This window comes from Mesorhizobium loti (assembly GCF_003148495.1).
Taxonomy (GTDB): Bacteria; Pseudomonadota; Alphaproteobacteria; order Rhizobiales; family Rhizobiaceae; genus Mesorhizobium; species Mesorhizobium loti.
On sequence record NZ_QGGH01000010.1, the window covers coordinates 153,025 to 172,204 of the forward strand.

The 19,180-nt window shown below is 60.0% G+C and carries 13 protein-coding genes; 4 read left to right on the forward strand and 9 right to left on the reverse strand.

The window, feature by feature from the left end; all coding sequences use genetic code 11:
- Positions 1 to 42: 42 nt before the first annotated feature.
- Positions 43 to 576, reverse strand: coding sequence for a hypothetical protein (locus C8D77_RS27600; protein WP_109670125.1), 534 nt, complete (start codon positions 574 to 576; stop codon positions 43 to 45).
- 228 nt (positions 577 to 804) lie between these two features.
- Between C8D77_RS27600 and C8D77_RS27605 the strand changes: the two genes are divergently transcribed.
- Together C8D77_RS27605 and C8D77_RS27610 are read left to right on the forward strand one after the other, a co-directional pair.
- Positions 805 to 1,791, forward strand: coding sequence for a tagatose kinase (locus tag C8D77_RS27605; RefSeq protein ID WP_109670127.1), 987 nt, complete (start codon positions 805 to 807; stop codon positions 1,789 to 1,791).
- Complete coding sequence (locus C8D77_RS27610) at positions 1,791 to 3,059, forward strand: D-tagatose-bisphosphate aldolase, class II, non-catalytic subunit (protein WP_109670130.1); 1,269 nt, start codon at positions 1,791 to 1,793, stop codon at positions 3,057 to 3,059. The genes C8D77_RS27605 and C8D77_RS27610 overlap by 1 nt, the downstream gene beginning before the upstream one ends.
- 58 nt (positions 3,060 to 3,117) lie before the next feature.
- Here the strand turns inward: C8D77_RS27610 and C8D77_RS27615 are convergent, their stop codons facing one another.
- The 3 genes from C8D77_RS27615 to rocF form a co-directional block, all read right to left on the reverse strand.
- Complete coding sequence (locus C8D77_RS27615) at positions 3,118 to 4,464, reverse strand: NAD(P)/FAD-dependent oxidoreductase (RefSeq protein ID WP_109670132.1); 1,347 nt, start codon at positions 4,462 to 4,464, stop codon at positions 3,118 to 3,120.
- A gap of 319 nt (positions 4,465 to 4,783) precedes the next feature.
- Positions 4,784 to 5,830 carry an ornithine cyclodeaminase gene (locus C8D77_RS27620; RefSeq protein ID WP_109670135.1) on the reverse strand — a complete coding sequence of 349 codons (1,047 nt, stop codon included), beginning with the start codon at positions 5,828 to 5,830 and terminating at the stop codon, positions 4,784 to 4,786.
- Positions 5,831 to 5,833: 3 nt separating this feature from the next.
- A complete protein-coding gene (gene rocF, locus C8D77_RS27625; protein ID WP_109670137.1) occupies positions 5,834 to 6,754 on the reverse strand; it encodes an arginase in 921 nt (306 codons plus the stop codon).
- 132 nt (positions 6,755 to 6,886) lie between these two features.
- Here rocF and C8D77_RS27630 point away from each other — a divergent pair, with 132 nt between their 5' ends.
- Both C8D77_RS27630 and C8D77_RS27640 read left to right on the forward strand, forming a co-directional pair.
- Complete coding sequence (locus C8D77_RS27630; protein WP_109670139.1) at positions 6,887 to 7,324, forward strand: Lrp/AsnC family transcriptional regulator; 438 nt, start codon at positions 6,887 to 6,889, stop codon at positions 7,322 to 7,324.
- Positions 7,325 to 8,640: 1,316 nt separating this feature from the next.
- The gene (locus C8D77_RS27640) at positions 8,641 to 9,543 is read left to right on the forward strand and encodes a LysR family transcriptional regulator (protein WP_109670143.1); all 903 of its coding nucleotides are present in this window, start codon (positions 8,641 to 8,643) and stop codon (positions 9,541 to 9,543) included.
- 155 nt (positions 9,544 to 9,698) lie between these two features.
- Here the strand turns inward: C8D77_RS27640 and C8D77_RS27645 are convergent, their stop codons facing one another.
- The 5 genes from C8D77_RS27645 to C8D77_RS27665 all read right to left on the reverse strand — a co-directional run bounded on the left by C8D77_RS27645 (position 9,699) and on the right by C8D77_RS27665 (position 19,177).
- On the reverse strand, positions 9,699 to 10,445 hold the full coding sequence (locus C8D77_RS27645) for an SDR family oxidoreductase (protein WP_109670146.1): 747 nt from the start codon (positions 10,443 to 10,445) through the stop codon (positions 9,699 to 9,701).
- A gap of 451 nt (positions 10,446 to 10,896) precedes the next feature.
- Entirely contained in the window at positions 10,897 to 11,529 is a 633-nt protein-coding gene (locus C8D77_RS27650; RefSeq protein ID WP_109670148.1) for a tyrosine-type recombinase/integrase, read from the reverse strand.
- Between the two features lie 267 nt (positions 11,530 to 11,796).
- Positions 11,797 to 13,116, reverse strand: a complete 1,320-nt coding sequence (locus C8D77_RS27655; RefSeq protein WP_109670150.1) for an HlyD family type I secretion periplasmic adaptor subunit — start codon at positions 13,114 to 13,116, stop codon at positions 11,797 to 11,799.
- Positions 13,117 to 13,119: 3 nt separating this feature from the next.
- Entirely contained in the window at positions 13,120 to 15,012 is a 1,893-nt protein-coding gene (locus C8D77_RS27660; protein ID WP_245462831.1) for a type I secretion system permease/ATPase, read from the reverse strand.
- Positions 14,999 to 19,177 (reverse strand): Ig-like domain-containing protein, encoded by a 4,179-nt coding sequence (locus C8D77_RS27665; protein ID WP_170136825.1) that lies wholly within the window; start codon positions 19,175 to 19,177, stop codon positions 14,999 to 15,001. The genes C8D77_RS27660 and C8D77_RS27665 overlap by 14 nt, the downstream gene beginning before the upstream one ends.
- Positions 19,178 to 19,180 lie beyond the last annotated feature (3 nt).

Sequence of the window (19,180 nt, forward strand, 5' to 3'; positions counted from 1 at the left end):
CATTAGACCTGACGTGCTGGATCCGGGCAGGATGCGAGCGGTTCAGAGATCGCGCTGAAGGGCCAGGATGCGGATGGCCCGCACGGACCGATCGCGCGCTTCAGCCAGGAAAGCGATGTGGCAGTAGGCACAGGCCACGGTGCCCAGAAGCAGCACCAGGCTGTTCTTCAAGGTGAAATCGATAGCCAGCGAGTACGGAAGACCCCTGGGCGACGTGAACGCCGCGATCGTGCTCGCCGTTTCAGAGTGGGTGCCGACGGCGATCATCAGCCCGGCGAGAATCAAGGCGACGTGGTTGGCGAGGAACGGGAATGCCGACCTTTTGGTGTGGCACGCCATCCAGCAGACGATCGATACCGCGGCAAGGATGGCGGCGTCGACAGCCATGGAGCCGCCCAGCCAGAGATTGACCTGCTGCCAGAGCATCGTCGACAGAGGGCGCAGTTCAAGCCATATCCACCATGCGGTGGGGCTGGCTGGATAGGTTCCCAGCAAGAAGGTCGCCACGCGCTCCCCTGCCAGGATCGAAAGAATGAGAAATGGGAAGGCAAAAAGCAGAAGCGGCTTGCGTTTCATGTTCCCTCGACAATCTGCAAGCAAGGATAGACCGCATAGATTGCGCGAAGCTTAACGGCTCTATGGAGATATCCTGGTGGCACGAAGTCGGATCCTGCCTGAGGGGCTACGTCCGGCCCTCCCCGATTGCGATGGCATCTAGTCGATTCACATCGATCCGGTAAGAATCCCCTTGCGCCTCGGCCTCGTGGACCGCAAACGACACCACACCCCAGGATTAGACGCTTGATGAACGACACCCCCAAAACGCTGGCACCGGACTCGCTCGGGCCAACCGTGACGATTGGAGAAATCCTGGTAGAGATCGTCGCAAGGGAGACCGGCACCGGCTTTCGGGAACCTATCGACCTCATTGGTCCCTTTCCGAGCGGCGCGCCCGCCATCTTCATCGATCAATGCGCGCGTATGGGCGGAGCGGCCGCGATGGTGGGCGTGGTCGGCGACGATGATTTCGGCTTCGTCAACATCGAGCGCCTGAAGCGAGACGGCGTAGACATTTCCGCCATCGCTGTTTCCCCGGATCATCCGACGGGCAGCGCCTTTGTTCGCTACCGCGAGGATGGAAGCCGCGATTTCGTCTACAACATCGCCAAATCCGCCGCCGCCCGGCTGGAATGGACGCCGCAGGTCGAGGCGCTGATCGCGCATTGCGGGCATATCCACGTCATGGGAACGGTGTTCGCAAGCCCCGCCGCCTGGGCGATCACCGAGCGCGCGATCCCCTTGATCAAGGCACGCGGCGGCACCATGTCGCTCGATCCGAACCTGCGCAAGGAATTGCTGGCGCACGGCCAGACCGAGGAGAAATTCGCAAGCCTGGTGGACAAGGCGGACCTGCTGCTACCCTCGGGCAACGAATTGTTCCTGGCCGCAGGCATGGACGGCGAGGAACGCGCGATCGAGGCGCTGTTCAGACGAGGGGTCCAGGAGATCGCCGTCAAGCGCGGCGAACATGGCGCGTCGGCCCGTCAACGCACAGGCGCCCGCGCCGATTGCCCCGGCCTCATCGTCGAGGAAACGGACCCCACGGGCGCCGGCGACTGTTTCGGGGGAGCCTATGTCGCATGCCGGCGGCTGGGCATGCCGCTGCAGACGGCGCTCGAATTCGCCAACGCGGCAGGAGCGCGCAACGTCACACGCCTCGGCCCCATGGAGGGAGCCGGCACGCGTGCCGAACTGGAAGATTTCATGGCAAGAACGGCGAGAAGAAGCTGATGCGTGTGGCGATCGAAGATTTGCCGGCCCTGTACAGGGAACGAAAGAAGATCGGGGTGACCTCGGTGTGTTCGGCACACCCGTTGGTGCTGAAAGCTGCACTGCGCCATGGCCGGGAAACCGGCACCACCGTCCTGATCGAGGCGACGTGCAACCAGGTCAATCATCTGGGCGGTTATACGGGCATGACGCCGGCCGATTTCGCGGCGATGGTGGACGCACTCGCGGCAGCCGAGCAATGCCCGAAAGAGCTGATCGTGCTTGGCGGGGATCATCTCGGCCCTAGTCCCTGGAAGGACCGGCCCGCCGAAGAGGCGATGGCACAGGCCGGGACCATGGTCGATGCTTATGTCCGCGCCGGCTTCCGCAAGATCCACCTCGATGCCTCGATGGGTTGCGCGGGTGAACCGGCGGCGCTCGACGACCACACGGTGGCCGAGCGCGCCGCCAAGCTGGCGGGCGTCGCGGAACAGGCGGCAGCGCAGAGCAGCAAGGCAAGCCCGGTCTACATCATCGGCACGGAAGTGCCACCGCCCGGCGGCGCCGATCACGCATTGGATGCGATCACCCCGACCAGTCCGGAGGCGGCTCGCCAAACATATGCCATTCACGCCAAAGCATTCCAGGCCGCCGGGCTTGAAAGCGCGTTTTCCCGCGTCATCGGGCTTGTGGTGCAGCCGGGCGTGGAGTTCGGCAACCAGAATGTGATTTTCTACGATCGGGCGAAGGCCCGTGATCTGGCGGCAACGCTGAACAGATTGCCATCGCTCGTTTTCGAAGCCCATTCGACCGATTATCAGGGCGAGAGGCCGTTGCGTGAACTCGTCGAGGACGGCTTCGCCATCCTCAAGGTCGGCCCCGAGCTGACCTTCAAACTGCGCGAGGCGCTGTACGCGCTCGACCTGATCGCTTCCGATCTGGTGCCCTTCTATGGCGAGCGGCCGCTTTACCACGCCCTGGAAGAGCTGATGCTCGGCGCCCCCAAGAACTGGGCAAGCCACTATCACGGCAGCGATGCCGACAAGCGGACACTGCGCCACTACTCCTATTCCGATCGCATCCGATACTATTGGGCGACCCCGCAAGCCCGTGCCGCATGCGACCGACTCTTCGATACGTTAAAGGGCCGGAAGGTGCCGGTGACGCTGTTTCTCCAGCACCTGCCTTCGGCGCTCGCTTGGGCCGACCGCGCCTGCGACGGCGAGGACATCGCGATCGATCACGTCCAGCAAAGCATCGAGGTGTACGCTCGGGCATGCGGCACCTGAACCCTGCGTCCGGCCCCCTTCAAGGTTAGAGCCGACGAGCCGGCGGGCGGCTGAACGCTTACAGCGACGGTCCCAATCGGATCGGGCTGCCGTCGCTGAAACGGGATTGACGGAACCTGTGGAGATTGTGCCCGGTCTCGTTGCCCTGGATCAAATCGGACAGGATGCGGCCCATTCCGGGTCCTATGCCGAAGCCGTGGCCACTCATCCCGGTCGCGACAACGAGGCCCGGGATCGCAGCGGCGCGATCGACGATAGGCACGACATCCGGCATCGCATCGATCATGCCGGCCCAGCTCGCCCTGATCGGCACTGTCTTGAACTGCGGGAAAAGCTCCCTGAACCCGCTGTCGATGGCGCGGAGCGCCGAGGCCTCCGGAGCGGGATTGAGGACGCGCATCCATTCGAACGGGGTTTCCTTGTCAGCGTCCCATCTTCGCGGGGTTGACCAGGCGTCCGGATATCCGCGCGGCGCGGCCGGCAGGTAGCGTGTGCCAAAGGGATTGGCCATCAGGGCGCTGACATATTTGCCCGCATGGCGAAATGCGTCCGGCCCTATGTAGAGTTGGTTGCTGCCTCCCGATGCGAGCGTGTACCCGCCATCCTGCCTGCGCCGGAAAGCGATGCGTTCGTCCGCGGCGGCACCGGCGTGGATTTCCGCCATCGGCGCTGTCGCGGCGACGGTCGCCCTGACGCTGAGCTGCGGGATCGAGATGCCGTGCGCGCGCAGGAAGAGCGATGTCCAGGCGCCGCTGGCGACGAGGACGCTCGAGGTGGCGATGTGGCCGCGCTCGGTCCAGACGCCGCTGATCCGGCCGGCCGAGATGTCGAGCATACGTGCCGCGCAATTCTCGATGATCGTGACGCCTTGCCGGGCGGCCAGGCGAGCGATCGCGGGCACGGCAACCCAAGGCTCGGCGCGCATGTCCGATGGGGTGGTCATGGCGCCTTTGAACGGTAGCGACATGGCCGGGATCAGGCTTGCCACCTCACCCTGGTCGAGGAGACGCGTGTCGACGCCATGAGCCTGGGCGATCTTCAGGAATTTCGCGAAACCGGCCATCTCCTTGTCCGTCCGCGCAAGATAGGTAACGCCCGTCTGCTTCAGTCCTATGTCCTCGCCGCAATCCTGCGCCAGTTGCCGCCAGAGGCGCTGCGCTTCGATCACGATCGGCAGTTCGTCGGCATCGCGGCCCTGCTGCCGGATCCAGCCCCAATTGCGCGAGGATTGCTCGGCGGCGATGCGTCCCTTTTCCAGCAGCGTCACCGAGATGTTGCGTCGCGCAAGGAACAGTGCCGTGGTCACGCCAATGACGCCGCCGCCGATGATCACGACTTCCGAGGTCTTCGGCAGCGGGTCTTGAAACTGGATTGGAATGGCTTCGGTGAAGGGGAAGATTGTCAAGGAGCACTTCCTTATTGGTATGCTACGGCGGTATATCGTGCTGTGTCGACGATCAAATCCGATGGTAGCGTTGGCTGGAATCGATACTAGAATCAAGCCTTTGACTATCCGATCTTCTCGATTCCCGCCTAGGCATGTCTCGGCAGCACCTGGAGCACCCTGGTGATGAGCATGCTGAACTCGGCCCGCCGGCGTCATAGTCTATGAAGGCAAATGGGTCGCGGCTCCGGTCAACGTCCACTCGGTCAACTGGCGGCTTCGACGGCTTACCTAGGGTGTGTTGTCGTATGGCCGACGCCCAGCAGCCCGCACAGCAGTTTCAGTCTTGCCTTGCCGCACGCAAAAGCATTCCAAAGAGGTCGCGCGGCTCATCAGGATCGGCAAGGAGATCCAGCTCCTCGTAAAGGCCGGTGTCGGCGAGTTGATCGCGCACGTAGCGGAGAGCAGAGAAATCCTCGGTGGCGAAGCCGACGGAATCGAACAGCGTCACCGCCTGGTTGTTGCTGCGCCCCTCGGCCGTTCCAGCCATCACCTCCCACAATTCGGCGACGGGATGATCCGGATCGAGTTGCTGGATTTCACCCTCGATGCGCGTCTGCGGCGTGTACTCGACGATAATCCGCGACCGCAGCAGGATGTCACGATGGAGTTCCGTCTTGCCCGGGCAGTCGCCGCCGACCGCGTTGATGTGGACGCCGCTGCCGACCATGTTGTCGGTGAGGATGGTCGCATACTGCTTGTCGGCGGTGACCGTGGTGATGATCTGCGCGCCCTCCACGGCGGCATGTGCCGAAGCGCAGGACGTGATGTCGAACCCCAGTCCCGCCAGATTATCCGCGCATTTGCGCGTGGCTGCCGGGTCGATGTCGTAGAGGCGCAGCTTGTTGACGCCGAGCAGCGCCTTGAAGGCGAGCGCCTGGAATTCCGACTGGGCGCCGTTGCCGATGATGGCCATGCAGTCCGCGCCCTTCGGCGCCAGGTATTTTGCGGCGACCGCCGACGTTGCCGCCGTGCGCAAGGCGGTCAGGATGGTCATCTCGGAGAGCAGCATCGGATAGCCGTTGCCGACATCGGCTAGGACGCCGAAAGCGGTGACCGTCTGGCGGCCCTCACGCATGTTCTTGGGGTGGCCGTTGACGTATTTGAAGCCGTAGAGGCGGCCGTCGCTCGTCGGCATCAGTTCGATCACCCCGTCAATGCTGTGCGAGGCGACGCGCGGCGTCTTGTCGAACAGCGCCCAGCGACGAAAGTCCTCCTCGATGTAAGCTGCGAGATCGATGAGGAAGCGCTCGACGCCGATGGCAAGCACCAGCTTCATCATGTGGTCGACGCTGACGAAGGGAACGATATTCAGCTTGGCGTTCATCGATCAAAAGCTCCTGGTCGGCCGGTCCATGATACGGCGGCCCATCAGGCTTGCCGTCAGGTCGACCATGAGTGTGGCGGTGCGGCCGCGCTCGTCGAGAAAGGGGTTGAGTTCGACCAGATCGAGGCTGCTGACCAGGCCGCTGTCCGAAAGCATCTCCATGACCAGATGCGCTTCGCGAAACGTTGCTCCACCCGGAACGGTCGTGCCAACCGCGGGAGCGATCGACGGATCGAGGAAGTCGACATCGAGACTGACATGCAGCAGGCCATTCTCGAGCGTCACCCGGTCCAGAAAGGCACCCAGAAGCGGCGCGATGCCATGTTCGTCGATGGCGCGCATATCGTGCACGGTGACGCCCGCGGCGCGCAGCGCCTGCCGCTCGGCCGGATCAACGCTGCGAATACCCAATGTGCAGATGCGGGCCGGGTCTATCCGCTCCGGCAGATCCGGAAAATAGCCGTGGAAGCCCGGCTGGCCGCTGGCGTAGGCAAGCGGCACGCCATGCAAATTGCCGCTGGCGGTGGTGTCGAGCGTGTGAAAATCGGGATGCGCGTCGAGCCACAGCACAAATAGCGGCCTGCCGGTTTGCGCCGCGCGACGGGCCAGTCCCGACAGGGTTCCAGCGGAGATGGAGTGATCTCCGCCGAGAAAGATCGGCATGGCGTCCGCGCTGGCGGCATAGGCTGCATCCGCGATGCCCGCCGTCCACGCTGAAATCTCCGGCAGCGCCTTCAGCGCCAGGTTGCCATGGGCGATCGGGCGCACCGGCGTCGGCGCGACGGTGCCAAGATCAGCAACCGCATGGCCAAGGTCCCTGAGGGCGCCGACCAGCCCCGCCGTCCGCAAGGCGCTCGGTCCCATTTCGCAGCCCATTCGGCCAGCGCCGTCCTGCACCGGCGCACCCAATATGTTGCAGTTCATGCAAGCACTCTCCCTCTATGAGGCCCAGGAGGTGTTGAACCGTATGCTGCCGGCAGAATGAATAGAGCTGATTGGCAAAACCAGCAGTAAGAGTTATCGTTTTGAGACATCAGGCTGCCATATTGGACAATTGTGGATTCTCTCGACCAGAAACTCATCACGCTCCTGCGCCACAGCGCGCGGCGGAGCATCTCCGACCTGGCGGCGGATCTTGGCGTGTCGCGCGCCACGGCACGCTCGCGAATGGAGCGGCTTGAACAGTCCGGCGAGATCATCGGCTATACGGTCATCTTGCGCGCCGAAGCGATCAGCTCGGCTGTCAGGGGCATCATGATGATCGAGATCGAAGGCCATGCGGCCGATCGGGTGATCCGCGCTCTTGGTGGCTTTGCGGAAGTCGCTACGATTCATACGACCAATGGCCGCTGGGATCTGGTGGTCGAGCTCAACACGGCAACCCTCACCGAGTTCGATGCGGTGTTGCGCCGGATTCGCCTGGTGCCCGGTATCACCGGCAGCGAGACGAGCCTGCTGCTGGCCACGCCGCGCAGCACAAAAGCCCGTCTTTAGGCACAGCTGCGTGGATTGAGGTCGACGGGGCTCTGCACGCTTGATAGCGCACTGGTAGCGAATGCGCGCGGCGTCTGGGTTTTCGCCCAACATGAGAGAAGACCATAGCGCGGTGTCGGCAGCTTCATGGAGGTCCCGGGCAGTACGCGCCTTCAACCGGTCAGCCGTATCCAAAGCACGGCGTACGAATGCCACCGCGACCATCGAGATCCCTTAGCTCCTTTGGGACCGTCGGTAGTAGTAGTGAAAGCGATCGCCCCTCCGTTGCAGAAAGCGATCCGGATCATGCTCTTCGCATCGCCTTCCCATGTCTTTAAGATACCGTTTGTATCACAATAGGTATCACAAAGGGCCAAAATAGCGCGAGCGCACGAGTAAATCGTGCGCAATCAATCAGCAAAATCAACAACTTAGCGGATAAACCGATGGTACCGTTGGCTGGGATCGATACCGACACTAAGATATTGTTTTTATTAGTGTATTCCGCCTTCTAAGCTCGATTTGTAGCACAATAGGTAGCACAAAGGGTAGCACACTCATGGCGCCTGTCTGATTCCGGTGACCGCCGAAGCCGCCCCCACAGAGGAACACCCTCTTGGAATGTTGTCGCATCTATCCTGCGTCCCTCCTCCGCAAAGCGCGCGTTCTTTATCAAAAGAAAAATGGCGGACCCGGAGGGTCAGGGTTTTCTACAGGAAATCAATACGTTAGCGGATGGTTCGCCAAGCCGTTTCCTTCCTATTCTGTCGTATGGTCTGGCGAACCTAAGGACGATGAACGCGACTAATTACAGGCTTCGAGATATCGCCGATGTAGCCGAAGGTCGTCAGGAACTCCCTGGTATTGAATGACCGAAATGGGCCGACTGCGGACCGTCAGGTATCGGCTTGGTTTCGCAAAAAGCTGCCGTTCAGCGTCCGACCCCAAGTGAGACGTTCGCGGTTGAAATACGAAAGCCCAAAAGCAGTCATTCACCTTCGAAGCTTCGACCCTGCGACAGCAGCTCAGCGCCCCATAGCGGTCATTAGGCTAGCAGTGCCGCCCCTTGAAAGCGGGCGGTCGATCAAGCAGTCGAGTTTCGGTAATGCGGTAGAAGGCGGCTGCGGCGCCGTTCATCGACAGAAGGAGACATTCAGCGTCGAGGTCTAGCAACGCAGTCTGAGCCAAAATGCCAGCCGAGATAGTGTTCAGATACGGCTGGCTCACCGCCGTTTCCCGCACGACCTTAGTTAGAAGGCGATTTCTGCTAAGTGCCCCTGTGCTAGGATGGCAATAGGTGCGATTTGACTGGTGCTCGCTTGGACCGCTTGGAAGCTATGTCGATGCTGGTGTCCTCCGTCGAGGAGGGAAGCCTCTCGGCCGCTGCTCGGAAACTGCGCATCCCAGTCGCTACCCTTACGCGCAACGTCAACGATCTTGAAGCCAAGGTCGGCACAAAGCTCCTCATCAGGACGACCCGCCGACTTGAGCTCACCGAAGCTGGAAGCGACTATGTCGCCTCGGCAAAACAGATCCTCGAACATGTGGATGAGCAGGAACGCCGCGCCGCTGGTGAATTCCTAGCCCCCCGGGGCGAGCTCGTCGTGACGACGCCGGTTCAGGTCGCGCGGTTGCGGGTGTTGCCGGTCATCAGCCAGTTTCTTGCTGCCTATCCCGATATAAAAATTCGGCTGCTGCAGTCCGATAGCAACGTCGACTTCGTCGATGCACACGTTGACGTTGCAATTCGCCTCGGGCGCCTGCGCGATAGCAGTCTGGTTGCCACGCGTGTGGGCAGCTTGCGTATGGTCGTGGTCGCAAGCCCTGATCTCTTGGATAAGTGTGGAGAACCAGAGGCTCCGGAAAATCTTCGTGATTATCCCTGCGTCGTGTTTGAGAGCCCCAATCTCTCGCCGTGGCGCTTCCGCAACCCCGACACCGAGCAGGTTTTCACCATCGCCAATGAGCCGCGCCTGATTGTTTCGTCGCCCGACGCTGCTGTGGATGCCGCGATCGATGGGATCGGCGCTACGCTTGTCCTTGAGCACGATGTTGCCGCTGCGGTGAGCGCGGGAAAGCTGCGCCATATTCTGCAGGAGTTTGAGGTCGAACCAATCCCGGTTCATCTCTTACACCTCTCCCGAAACGTAATGCCGATGAAGCTCCGCGCTTTCATCGACTTCGCCGTACCAAGGCTCCGGGAGAAGCTGGCCGAGTTTGGGCGTGTCCCATCTGTCTAGCAGGGCACCTGCGGCGCTTTCGGATCGCAGCGCCCGGACCTTTGCAAGGCGTCGGTGTCAAAAGGAACGACCCGCCGCCTGCGATCAAGATCGAAGCGGCAGGCCGGGTTGAACGTTAGTTCTTATCGTCATCCGGCGTTTTGCGCCGAAGTTGGTTAGAACTGGGTCAGACCGCCATCCACGACCAGTTCTGTGCCAGTGGTGTATGAGGAGTCATCGCTGGCCAGAAAGAGCGCGGTCTTTGCGAGTTCGACCGCTTCGCCGAAACGCTTGAGGCCAATCTTCTGCGTGATGCCGGCGGCAACCTCCGACAGGGCGGCGTCAGGCAGTCCGATCTTTCCGTAGAATGGGGTTGCGATGGCTCCAGGGCTAAGCGCGTTCACGCGGATGCCGCGCGGCGCCAACTCCGCACCCAGGGTACGGACAAGGGAACGGGTCGCCGCCTTGGTCGCGGCCAGGATCGACAGGCCCGGATAGCCGATCGTGTTGAGGAACGAGGTCGTGACGATGATGCTTCCCCCCTTAGGGATGATCGCCGCCGTCTTCTGCATCGTGAAGAATGTGCCGGTGAAATTGAGCGCGAGGTTGTCGGCAAGATACGCCTCGGTCACCGCTTCGAGCGGCGCGACGGTGGTGGCGCCGGCATTGGCAAAGACGACATCGATATGACCGAACCTGGCCCGAGTGTCCTCGACCGCCCGTTCGATCTCGGCCACCTTGCGAACGTCGGCCCGCACCAGTAATGCCTTTCCGTCCAATGCCTTGCCAGCCTCGGCCAAGTGTTCCTCGTTCGAGCCAACCAAGACTACATTGGCGCCTTCAGCTTGGAATAGCTTTGCGGTCTCAAGGCCGATACCGGAAGAACCGCCGGTGATAAAGGCCACTTTGTTCTTCAGCTTCATTATAGTCTCTCCATTCGAATTGAACTGCGGAACATCAAATCAAGCCGAGGCCGATCACTTGCCAGGAGTGATCCACCTCGCTTGAAATGACAGTGCAGTTCGCCATCTTGAAATGGAATGCGTAGAAATCGAGCAACATCTAACCGAAATATGGAGAGATGAGGTGTTCTTGCGAGTCAAATGGACCAGCGACCTTTCGTTGACTTCTCCAGCCAGATCGACCCCGAATGGAGCCCGGGTCAGCAGGTATTCAAGCTGTTACGAACGTAGCTGCAAGCATAGCGCAAAGTCAGCAGAAAACTTCGCATTTGGGCCAAGTCGGCGCCGTCTGCTTCAAGAAGTGCGACCCAAAAAGCCGGCTGTCCGCTACCCACCCCCATAATGGACGGGACGGTCCGGTTTTCCGCGCACCAAAGCGGCCATCCGTGCTGCGTCGGATGGCCGTTCAACGTCAGATTTCGGTTCGCTCCGCCAGGAGCAACGCGTCCTCCACGTCGACTCCAAGATATCGAACCGTGTTCTCGATCTTGGAATGACCAAGCAAAATCTGGATGGCGCGGATGTTGCCGGTCGCCTTATAGATCATTGAAGCTTTCGTGCGCCGAAGCGAATGCGTGCCATACTCATCTGAACGCAGCCCGATCGCGTTAACCCACTCGTCAACTAGGCGGGCGTACTGCCTTGTGCTCATGTGACGTGCATGATCGATCCGGCTCGGGAATGCATAGTCGTCGACCGTGCCGCCACGCAGTTCGAGCCAAGATAGGAGGCTCGCTCTGACATCGCTGGTAATCTCGAACTGGACAGGGCGCCCTGACTTTTGCTGAACGACGATTGCGCGAGTTCTGATCTCGGGTCCCGCGACCACGTCGCGGATCCTGATCTTGACTAGGTCGCAGCCGCGAAGCTTGCTGTCGATTGCTAGGTCGAACAGTGCACGGTCTCGAATTCGTCTCTCGCGATCGAGGAAGAAGCGAACGGCCCAGATTTGCTTCTGTGTGAGCGGACGCTTTGTTCCCACCTGTCTGCCAGCGTTCCAAGCTGCGCGCTCGCGGCTAGCATCGTCATATTTTGAGTGACCCATGTATACTCTCCTTGGCCTTGATTGGCCGAAGGAGAAACGGCGGGGGCACTACGGCTCGGGGGCCGGGAGCGGAATGGCAGCTTCCGGTATGCAAGAAGCAATTGCGGACATTCAAATTGGGGGCATCGGCAATATAGAGCTACCGATGACTCTTCATGGTCACTTACCCTTCAGGGCCACGAATCTTCTCCAGCACCGAACTGACTTGGTCCCACTGCCGGGCATTTCGGTGCTTCCGGCTTGTGCGTTCTTGTTCGCTTGTCGCTGTTACCGCTCCACGAACGCCCGATGGAACGAGTCCAATACCGGCCTGACCAGATATTCGAAGAAGGTCCGATCGCCGGTGCTGATAAAGGCTTCGACCGGCATACCGGGGTAGAGTTGTTCCGCGGTGACAGGGGCGGGAAGGTCGTCGGTGATCCGCAGCTTGGCCCGATAGTAGGGCTCGTGAGTATTTTCATCCATCAAACGGTCAGCCGATACGTTGATGACCGTTGCGGCCACGTCCGGGGTGAGGCGCGTGTTGAGGGCCGTCAGTTTGAGTCTCGCGGATTGTCCAGCATGGACCGAGTCGATGTCTCGCGGGCTGAGTTTCGCCTCAACGATCAGACTGGAGCCGGTGGGCAGGATCTCGATAACCTTCTCGCCGGGTGCAACGACAGCCCCTGGCGAGCTGTAGACGGCCGAAACGATGATCCCGTCGGTTGGGGAACGCACCGTGGTCCTAGACAGGATCGCTTGCGCGGCGGCGAGCTGCTCTTCGATGTCCGCCAGCGACGTGCGTGTCTCTGCGAGTTCGCTGACAGCTTGCTCGACCCGTTGGGTTTTGCTGCGCTCGATTTGTTCCTTGGCCTCGACGACCTGGCTGCGCGTTGACGCGAGCTCGGACTCGATTGATCCCGCCTGGCCGATGAGATCTGCCTGGTTGCGCTGGATCTGGGTGTATTCGAAGTGGTTTGTCAGGCCCTGGTCGACCAGTGCCTTCTTGCGCTTGAGCTCGTCGGCAACGATCGTCAACTGGCTCTCGATCGCCTGTCGCTGCGCTGATAGGCCCACCAGGGATTCCCGCAGCGTCGAGACGCGCTGGTTGAGGATGTCCTGCTCCGAGTTGAAGCGACTCAGTCGCGCGACAAACTCCTTGCGCTGCTCCTCAATAAGATTGGAAAGCTCGATGTCGTCAGCGCTTTGGCGCAGGCTTTCGGGGAGTTCAAGAGCTGTGGCGCTATCGCGTTCAGAGATTAAGCGCTGGGCCTTGGCCGATAGGGAAACAAACTGCTTGGACAGCCGGTTGACCTGGGTTTTGGCCGTGGTGTCATCAAGCAGAATCAATTCCTGGCCCGCTTTCACGCGGTCGCCTTCCTCGATCAACGTCTGATGGATGATCCCGCCCTCCAGATGTTGGATCCTCACGTTACGGCCGGACGCGGAAATTGCACCATGGGCTACGGCCGCTCCAGATAGCGGAGCTGTGGCGGCCCAATAGCCGAAGCACCCCACGAGTAAGGCTATGGCGCCATACCCGGTCAGCGCAACTGTGCCAATTTGCGACCGAATTTTTTTCTCCCATTCAAAGACAGCTGTCGTCATCTCCTAACCCTGTTTCGTGCTGAGCGGTCCGTTCCAGCGTCCGCTGCCTTGACTGGCCGTGCTGAAGGAAGCCACATGCGGTTTTCCGTTGAGCTCCACTTGCGGCGCGGGTCGCGTCGGCGTTGCACCTGTGGCGAGTTGCTTGAGGACTTCGGCGCTTGGACCGAACATCTCGATGATGCCATTGCGAAGCAGCAACGCCCGGTCGCAGGTCGCAGCCAATGAAGGCCGGTGGGTAACAACCACGATCGTCGTTCCAGCTTGGCGCGCTTCCGTCAGTGCTCGTCCAAGCGCATGCTCGCCCTCCTGGTCGAGGTTGGCGTTGGGTTCGTCAAGGATAAGAATCCGCGGGTTGCCGTAGAATGCGCGTGCGAGACCGACGCGCTGTCGTTCGCCACCGGACAGGGCGCCGTTTGAGGCCCCGAGCGGTGTTTGGTAACCCTCGCGTTGCGCAAGGATCAACTCGTGCGCCTGCGCTCGTTTGGCAGCTTCGACGACTGCCTCGTCGGCAGATTTGGGATCGAAGCGGGCGAGGTTCTGGGCGATTGTGCCTGGCAGGAACTGGATGTCTTGGGCGAGATAGCCGATGGAGCGTCCAAGCTGGGCCTCGTCCCATGTTCGTAGGTCGGCCCCATCCATCTCTATCGTACCGGAGCCGGGAAAAATCGCTCCTACGAGGAGCCGCGCCAAGGTCGATTTGCCAGCCCGGCTCGGACCGATGATCGCAATCGCCTCACCCGCGCGGATCTCAAAATTCAGCCTTTTGATAACCGGCTCGGCTCCAGGCGCCGATCCGGGTGGTAGATACACAAGGTCGCGCACAGTCAGCCGGCCCGATGGAGCGGGAAGCTGGATTCGTGCCGGGGCCTTTTCAGCGCTCTCGGGTAATATCTTCTTGAGGCGAAGCCAGGCTTGCCGTGCATCGATGATCTGACGCCAGCCACCAATCAATTGGTCAAGGGGTTGCAGAGCGCGGCCCGAAATGATGGATGATGCGAAGATCATGCCGGCGGTCATTTTGCCCTGCAGGACTAGCCAGGCTCCGAGTCCGAGGATGGCAAGCTGCAGCAACATGCGCGTGGATCGTGAGATGCCGCTGAACACTGCGCTGGTGGCGGCTGCGCGGTCCTGGGTCTCCAGCGCATCGCCAAAGCTCTTGCCCCAGACTTCGGTGATATTTCCATTCATGCCCATGGCGCGCACTGTCTCTGCATTTCGAACGAATGCCTGGGCTGTGAGGTTGGCCCTGGCTGACTGCTCGGAGGCCTTGGCTGAGTTCTTTCGATTGGCGATCTGCGTCAGAACAACCAAGATCAGCATGATTGCGGCGCCAAGAATGGTCAGAAGGCTCAGATACGGATTAATCAACGCCAAAAGCACGATGAACAGCGGCACGAATGGCAGGTCGAAAAGCGTGCTGAGCCCGCGGGAGGCGACGAAAGCGCGGACGGTCCCGAGCTCCCGCAAAGCCTGGATATCGCCGGCGTCCGCACGAGGGGAGCGCAATGATACCGCAAAAGCGCTCGATGCGAACTTCCGGTCGAGGTTCGCGGCGACCCTCTGCGAATAGACGGAGCGGACCACCTCGAACAGCCCGAGAAAGGCCAAGGCAAGGACCGCCATAATGGATAGATAGACGAGGGTGTCGACATTGGCCGCCGGGAGCACCCGGTCATAGACCTGTATCATGAACAACGGCATCACCAGCAACAACACGTTGATGATCACTGAGAAGAGCCCGATGTCGAAAACGCTCCTGGCGAATGAAGCCGTGGTGCCCTGTTTGTCCAATGTGTCCCAGCCCTGGCGAAAGTTTGCCGCGAGGCGCCCAGCCGACGCCGCGAGGTCGAGGCAGCGCCGGTAGCGGCGCCGTTCTTGTTGATCAGACCAGTCCACCGATGGGTTCGGAATCGAACCAGAAGTCACCGGGGCTGTGGTTGGCAGCAGCGATGATGTCGCTTAGCGAGAGGGCAGCCGTGCCGTTGAATTGGATGTATTCGACATTGGTGAATTCGATCGTCGCGGACTGGCTCGGGTTGCTGTCGTTGTAGATCCAGAAGGAATTGCCGTTGCCTTGGATGCGATAGTCCTGGATGTCACCGTTGAAGACGATGATGTCGTCGCCAGCCTTGCCGTCGATAAAAGGTCCGTCGCCGGCACTATAATTGACGGTGTCGTTGAAGCGCGAGCCGCCGAAAGAGCCGCCGGCGCCGACGGACGCGGAAACGCCCTGGTTGTTGCCGGGATCGTAAGCCTGCCCGACATGGATGACACCGAAGCCGGGAACCTCTGTCTTGGCCTCATCATTATTGTCGGGGTCGGTCAGGGCGTAGGTGAACCAGTCGGCCCCGGTGAAGCCGGTGTCGGGCGTGTAGACGTAGTCGGTCCCGTTGAAGGCGATGGTTCCGTGCTGCGGCTGATCCCAGACGGCGGCATTGTAGTGCGCCCCGGTGGGGATCGTGTCATTGCCGGTCATATTGAGGACGACAGCGGTTCCGGCCGTTGTCCAGTAGCGATCGTCATTGGCCACCCAGGCACTGCCGTTGGCGTGCGGGACGTTGATCGGTCTCGAATCCGGCCAGATGTCCCCCGGCTCGTGGCCGGCGGCGGTGATGATATCCGATATCGCAAGCTTGCCGGTGTCGGCGAACTTCAGGTGCTCGAAATTGGTGATTTCGATCACGTCCGCGGCTGCGTTGGCCGAGTTGTAGACCCAGAAATGGTCGTCATTGCCCTGGATGCGGTAGTCGGCGACATCGCCCGAGAAGACCATGGTGTCGTCGCCGCCCTTGCCGTCGGCGAAGGACGTGTTGCCACCGGTAAACAGGGCCGTGTCGTCGAAGCTCGAGCCGCCGAAATAGGTCGAGTTGCCGGTGCCGACCGATCCGGTGACACCGGTGTAGTCATTGGGATCGACGGTCTGGCCGACATGCACGATCGCGACCCCCGGGTTGTCGGGCGTCATGTTCTCGTCATTGTTGTCGGCGTCGAACAGCCCGTAGTAGAACCAGTCGACACCGGTGAAGCCGGCATCAGGCGTGTAGGTGTAGCCGGTACCGTTCCACACGACGGAACCGTGGCTGGGCTGCTCGTAGAGATAGGCGTTATAGTTGGCGCCACCGGGGATCGTGTCGTTGGCCGTGAGGTCGACCACGGTCGACGTCTCGAAACCTGCCCAGAACCGGTCATCGTGAGCAGCCCAAGGCTGTTCCATAGGTTCAGCTAGCCCCTCGAAATATGCTCGCGCCCATGTCGGGCCGCCGTCGAAGCTGATCGATTCGATGCCGTCGCCTGAGAACTGCCCTTCAATTGTAATCTGCCCGATGCCCGCAACGGTCAGAATCAGATCGTTGTCGCTTCTCAAAAGCTCGATGTCACTTTCGGCAACTCCAGCCAGGAACTGCAAGATGTCTGTATCACCGGCGTCTCCGGTATCGACGACTGTGTCATTGCCGTCACCTACACTCCAGGAATAGGCGTCGCCGCCGCCCTGACCTTCGACGCGGTCTGCCCCAATTCCTCCTGACAGTTGGTCCGCGCCGTCTCCCCCAAAAAGCATGTCAGCGCCGGCGCCACCAGCGAGAGCGTCATTGCCTGCTTGACCAAAAATGAAGTCGGCGCCGTTGTTGCCATTCACAATGTCCGCGCCGTCGCCCGCGAGCACGACGTCATCACCAGCAAGGGCATCTATCGTGTCCGCGACCGCTGTTCCATTGATAGCGTCATCGTGAATGGTCGGACCGATCGGGTGTGGCGGAAGCTCGGGAGGAGCCTGCACATTCCCGCTTGGCTCCGTTTGAAAGGCGTTCAAGTCAATTGTAATGTGAGCTGCGCTGTCGAATTCCGGAGCCTTCAGCGCATCCCCAACTCCGCTACTGACGATTTCGTCAAGCAGCCCACCGAGTGTCGGTGGATATTCGATTGAACCATAGTAGTAAGTATTAGAGCCATCACCCTCGAACAGGATATAATGCGATATGACATAGTCGACTATTGCATAAGTCTTCATGTCGTCGCTCCACTCGATGGAAGCGCCGTTCCCGGCAAGGTCGAATCCGATGTCGCCGTTGGTGTACCCGAAAAAGCTCAGTGGGTAATTTTCAAAATGGTTAATGCCAATGCTGACATAATTATAATATGAATCACTCGAAATTATAGTGTGCGGGTCTGTTCCATTCCAATAAAGATCTGAACCGAGAAATGTTCCGGTCGTTGCGGTCCAATCTCCGCTTACTAGCTCTTTAAGGGTTTCAGTATACTCGCTTTCTATCCATTTACCTGGAGAATGTACAGCTACGCCATTGTAGAAATCACCCCAAAATTTGTCGCCGATCGCATGTGCATCAGTCCGGGTGCTGGTATCACTACGAACGGTGTAGTCGACGACCTGTTCATCATAGTAGTAATATTTATCAGATGCCTCTGGGTTAATGACGATATAGTCGAAGGCGCTTCCCGTGTCATAGTAAAGCTGAGCAAAAAGTTTACCGACATCGATGTTCTGGACAAGTTCTGTTGTTGCGTTGTCCGTATAGATGAAGGCGATATCTCCGCGCTCGAAATGGAACTCGTCCGAACCTTCTCCTCCCCACAAGATCTGCCTGGTCGGAATATCCTCTTCCCCATCGTAATTCGGGGAAGATAGGTAAAATACGTCATTTCCTGTATTTCCAATTAGGATATCTTCGCCTTCGGTTGCCACGACTTTATCGTCGCCGGCTCCCCCGACAACAATGTCTGAGCCGATATCGAGGGCATCGTATTGCCCGCCGGTTTCAGGGCTGCCGATAAGCCCGGCATAGAGGGTATCGTTCCCGGTGCCACCTCGGATGATGTCGTCCCCGGCGCCGCCAATCAGGATGTCAGCACCATCTTGGCCATAGAGGATGTCTGCGCCATCCCCGCCACTAAGATGATCTTCGCCGCCTGCGCCAAAGATGGCATCATTTCCGGCGTCGCTGTCGATCGTATCATTGCCACCGATGGTGAAAAATGAGTCCGTGCCGAAGAGGATGTCATTTCCAGAAGTAGCCGCCGCTCTTATCGATCCATGTGGATCAGCTCCGGAAAAATCGTTCTCCTGCGACTGCGCGTTTGCGTCACCGTCGTAGGTGCCAAAGCTGGTCGATTCCGTCAGTTTGGTCCAATCGCCATCCGGTGGCGCATATTGGTCAATCAACGTTCCAAGAGCAGCATGCATCAGGGGCAACGAGACGAGTCCGAGGCCGGCGGCTGCAATCGATGCCCCTGCTTCAAGAGCAACTTCCCAAGGGTTTTGCGATTCGCCCACTCCCACATCTCCGGCGGCAACCGTTTTGCCTGTTGCGGTGTTGACGGCGTATTCGAGCAATCCGTCTGCCGAGTGGACTATCTGGTAGCCTTGCTTTCCCTCGTAGTCGGAGATCTGCTTGCCAAGTTCACCGACATAAGATCCAACGTACAGAGAGGCTAATGCCGCTGCGCGGATGCCAGCGTGGATTCCGCCATCGGCGGCGATGAAATCCAACATGTCACTTACGCCTGGGGCTTGTCCGTTGACGGCTCTGTTCCCAAACCACAGTACAAAATCCTTGATGGCGACCACGGTTTCGCCAATACCTGCTAGCGAAAGCACATTGCCTGGAAAATGCTCAAGCTCGTTTGCATTGAGCCAAGCACCTTCGGCCGTCTTGAAAAATGCGTCCTCCGTGAGGAACCCGCCGACACGACCATCCTCTATGGAATCGGGCAGTTGCATGCCGTTAAATGCCGAATCTGCAACTTTCTGCGACAGGTAATAAATTCCCTTGTAGGTAGTGGTGCCCAGGCTCGCCTGAAGAAGGGCGTTAGAAAGAAATGCGATTGCACCGACGTCATCGCTGAACGTTGCGATCTTCGTCTGTAGGCCTGCCTCAACAGCGCCGGACTGCGTTCCCGTGGCGAGGTTATGGGACATTGCATAGTAGGTTGAATAGAAGCCCCCGCGATCGCCTGCGCCGAGGACGTCGCCCAGATATTCAAGTTCGCCGGCCGACAATGCCATGCCGTCTTCAAGAAGGTCCGCGTCGGTAATAACGGTCATGAC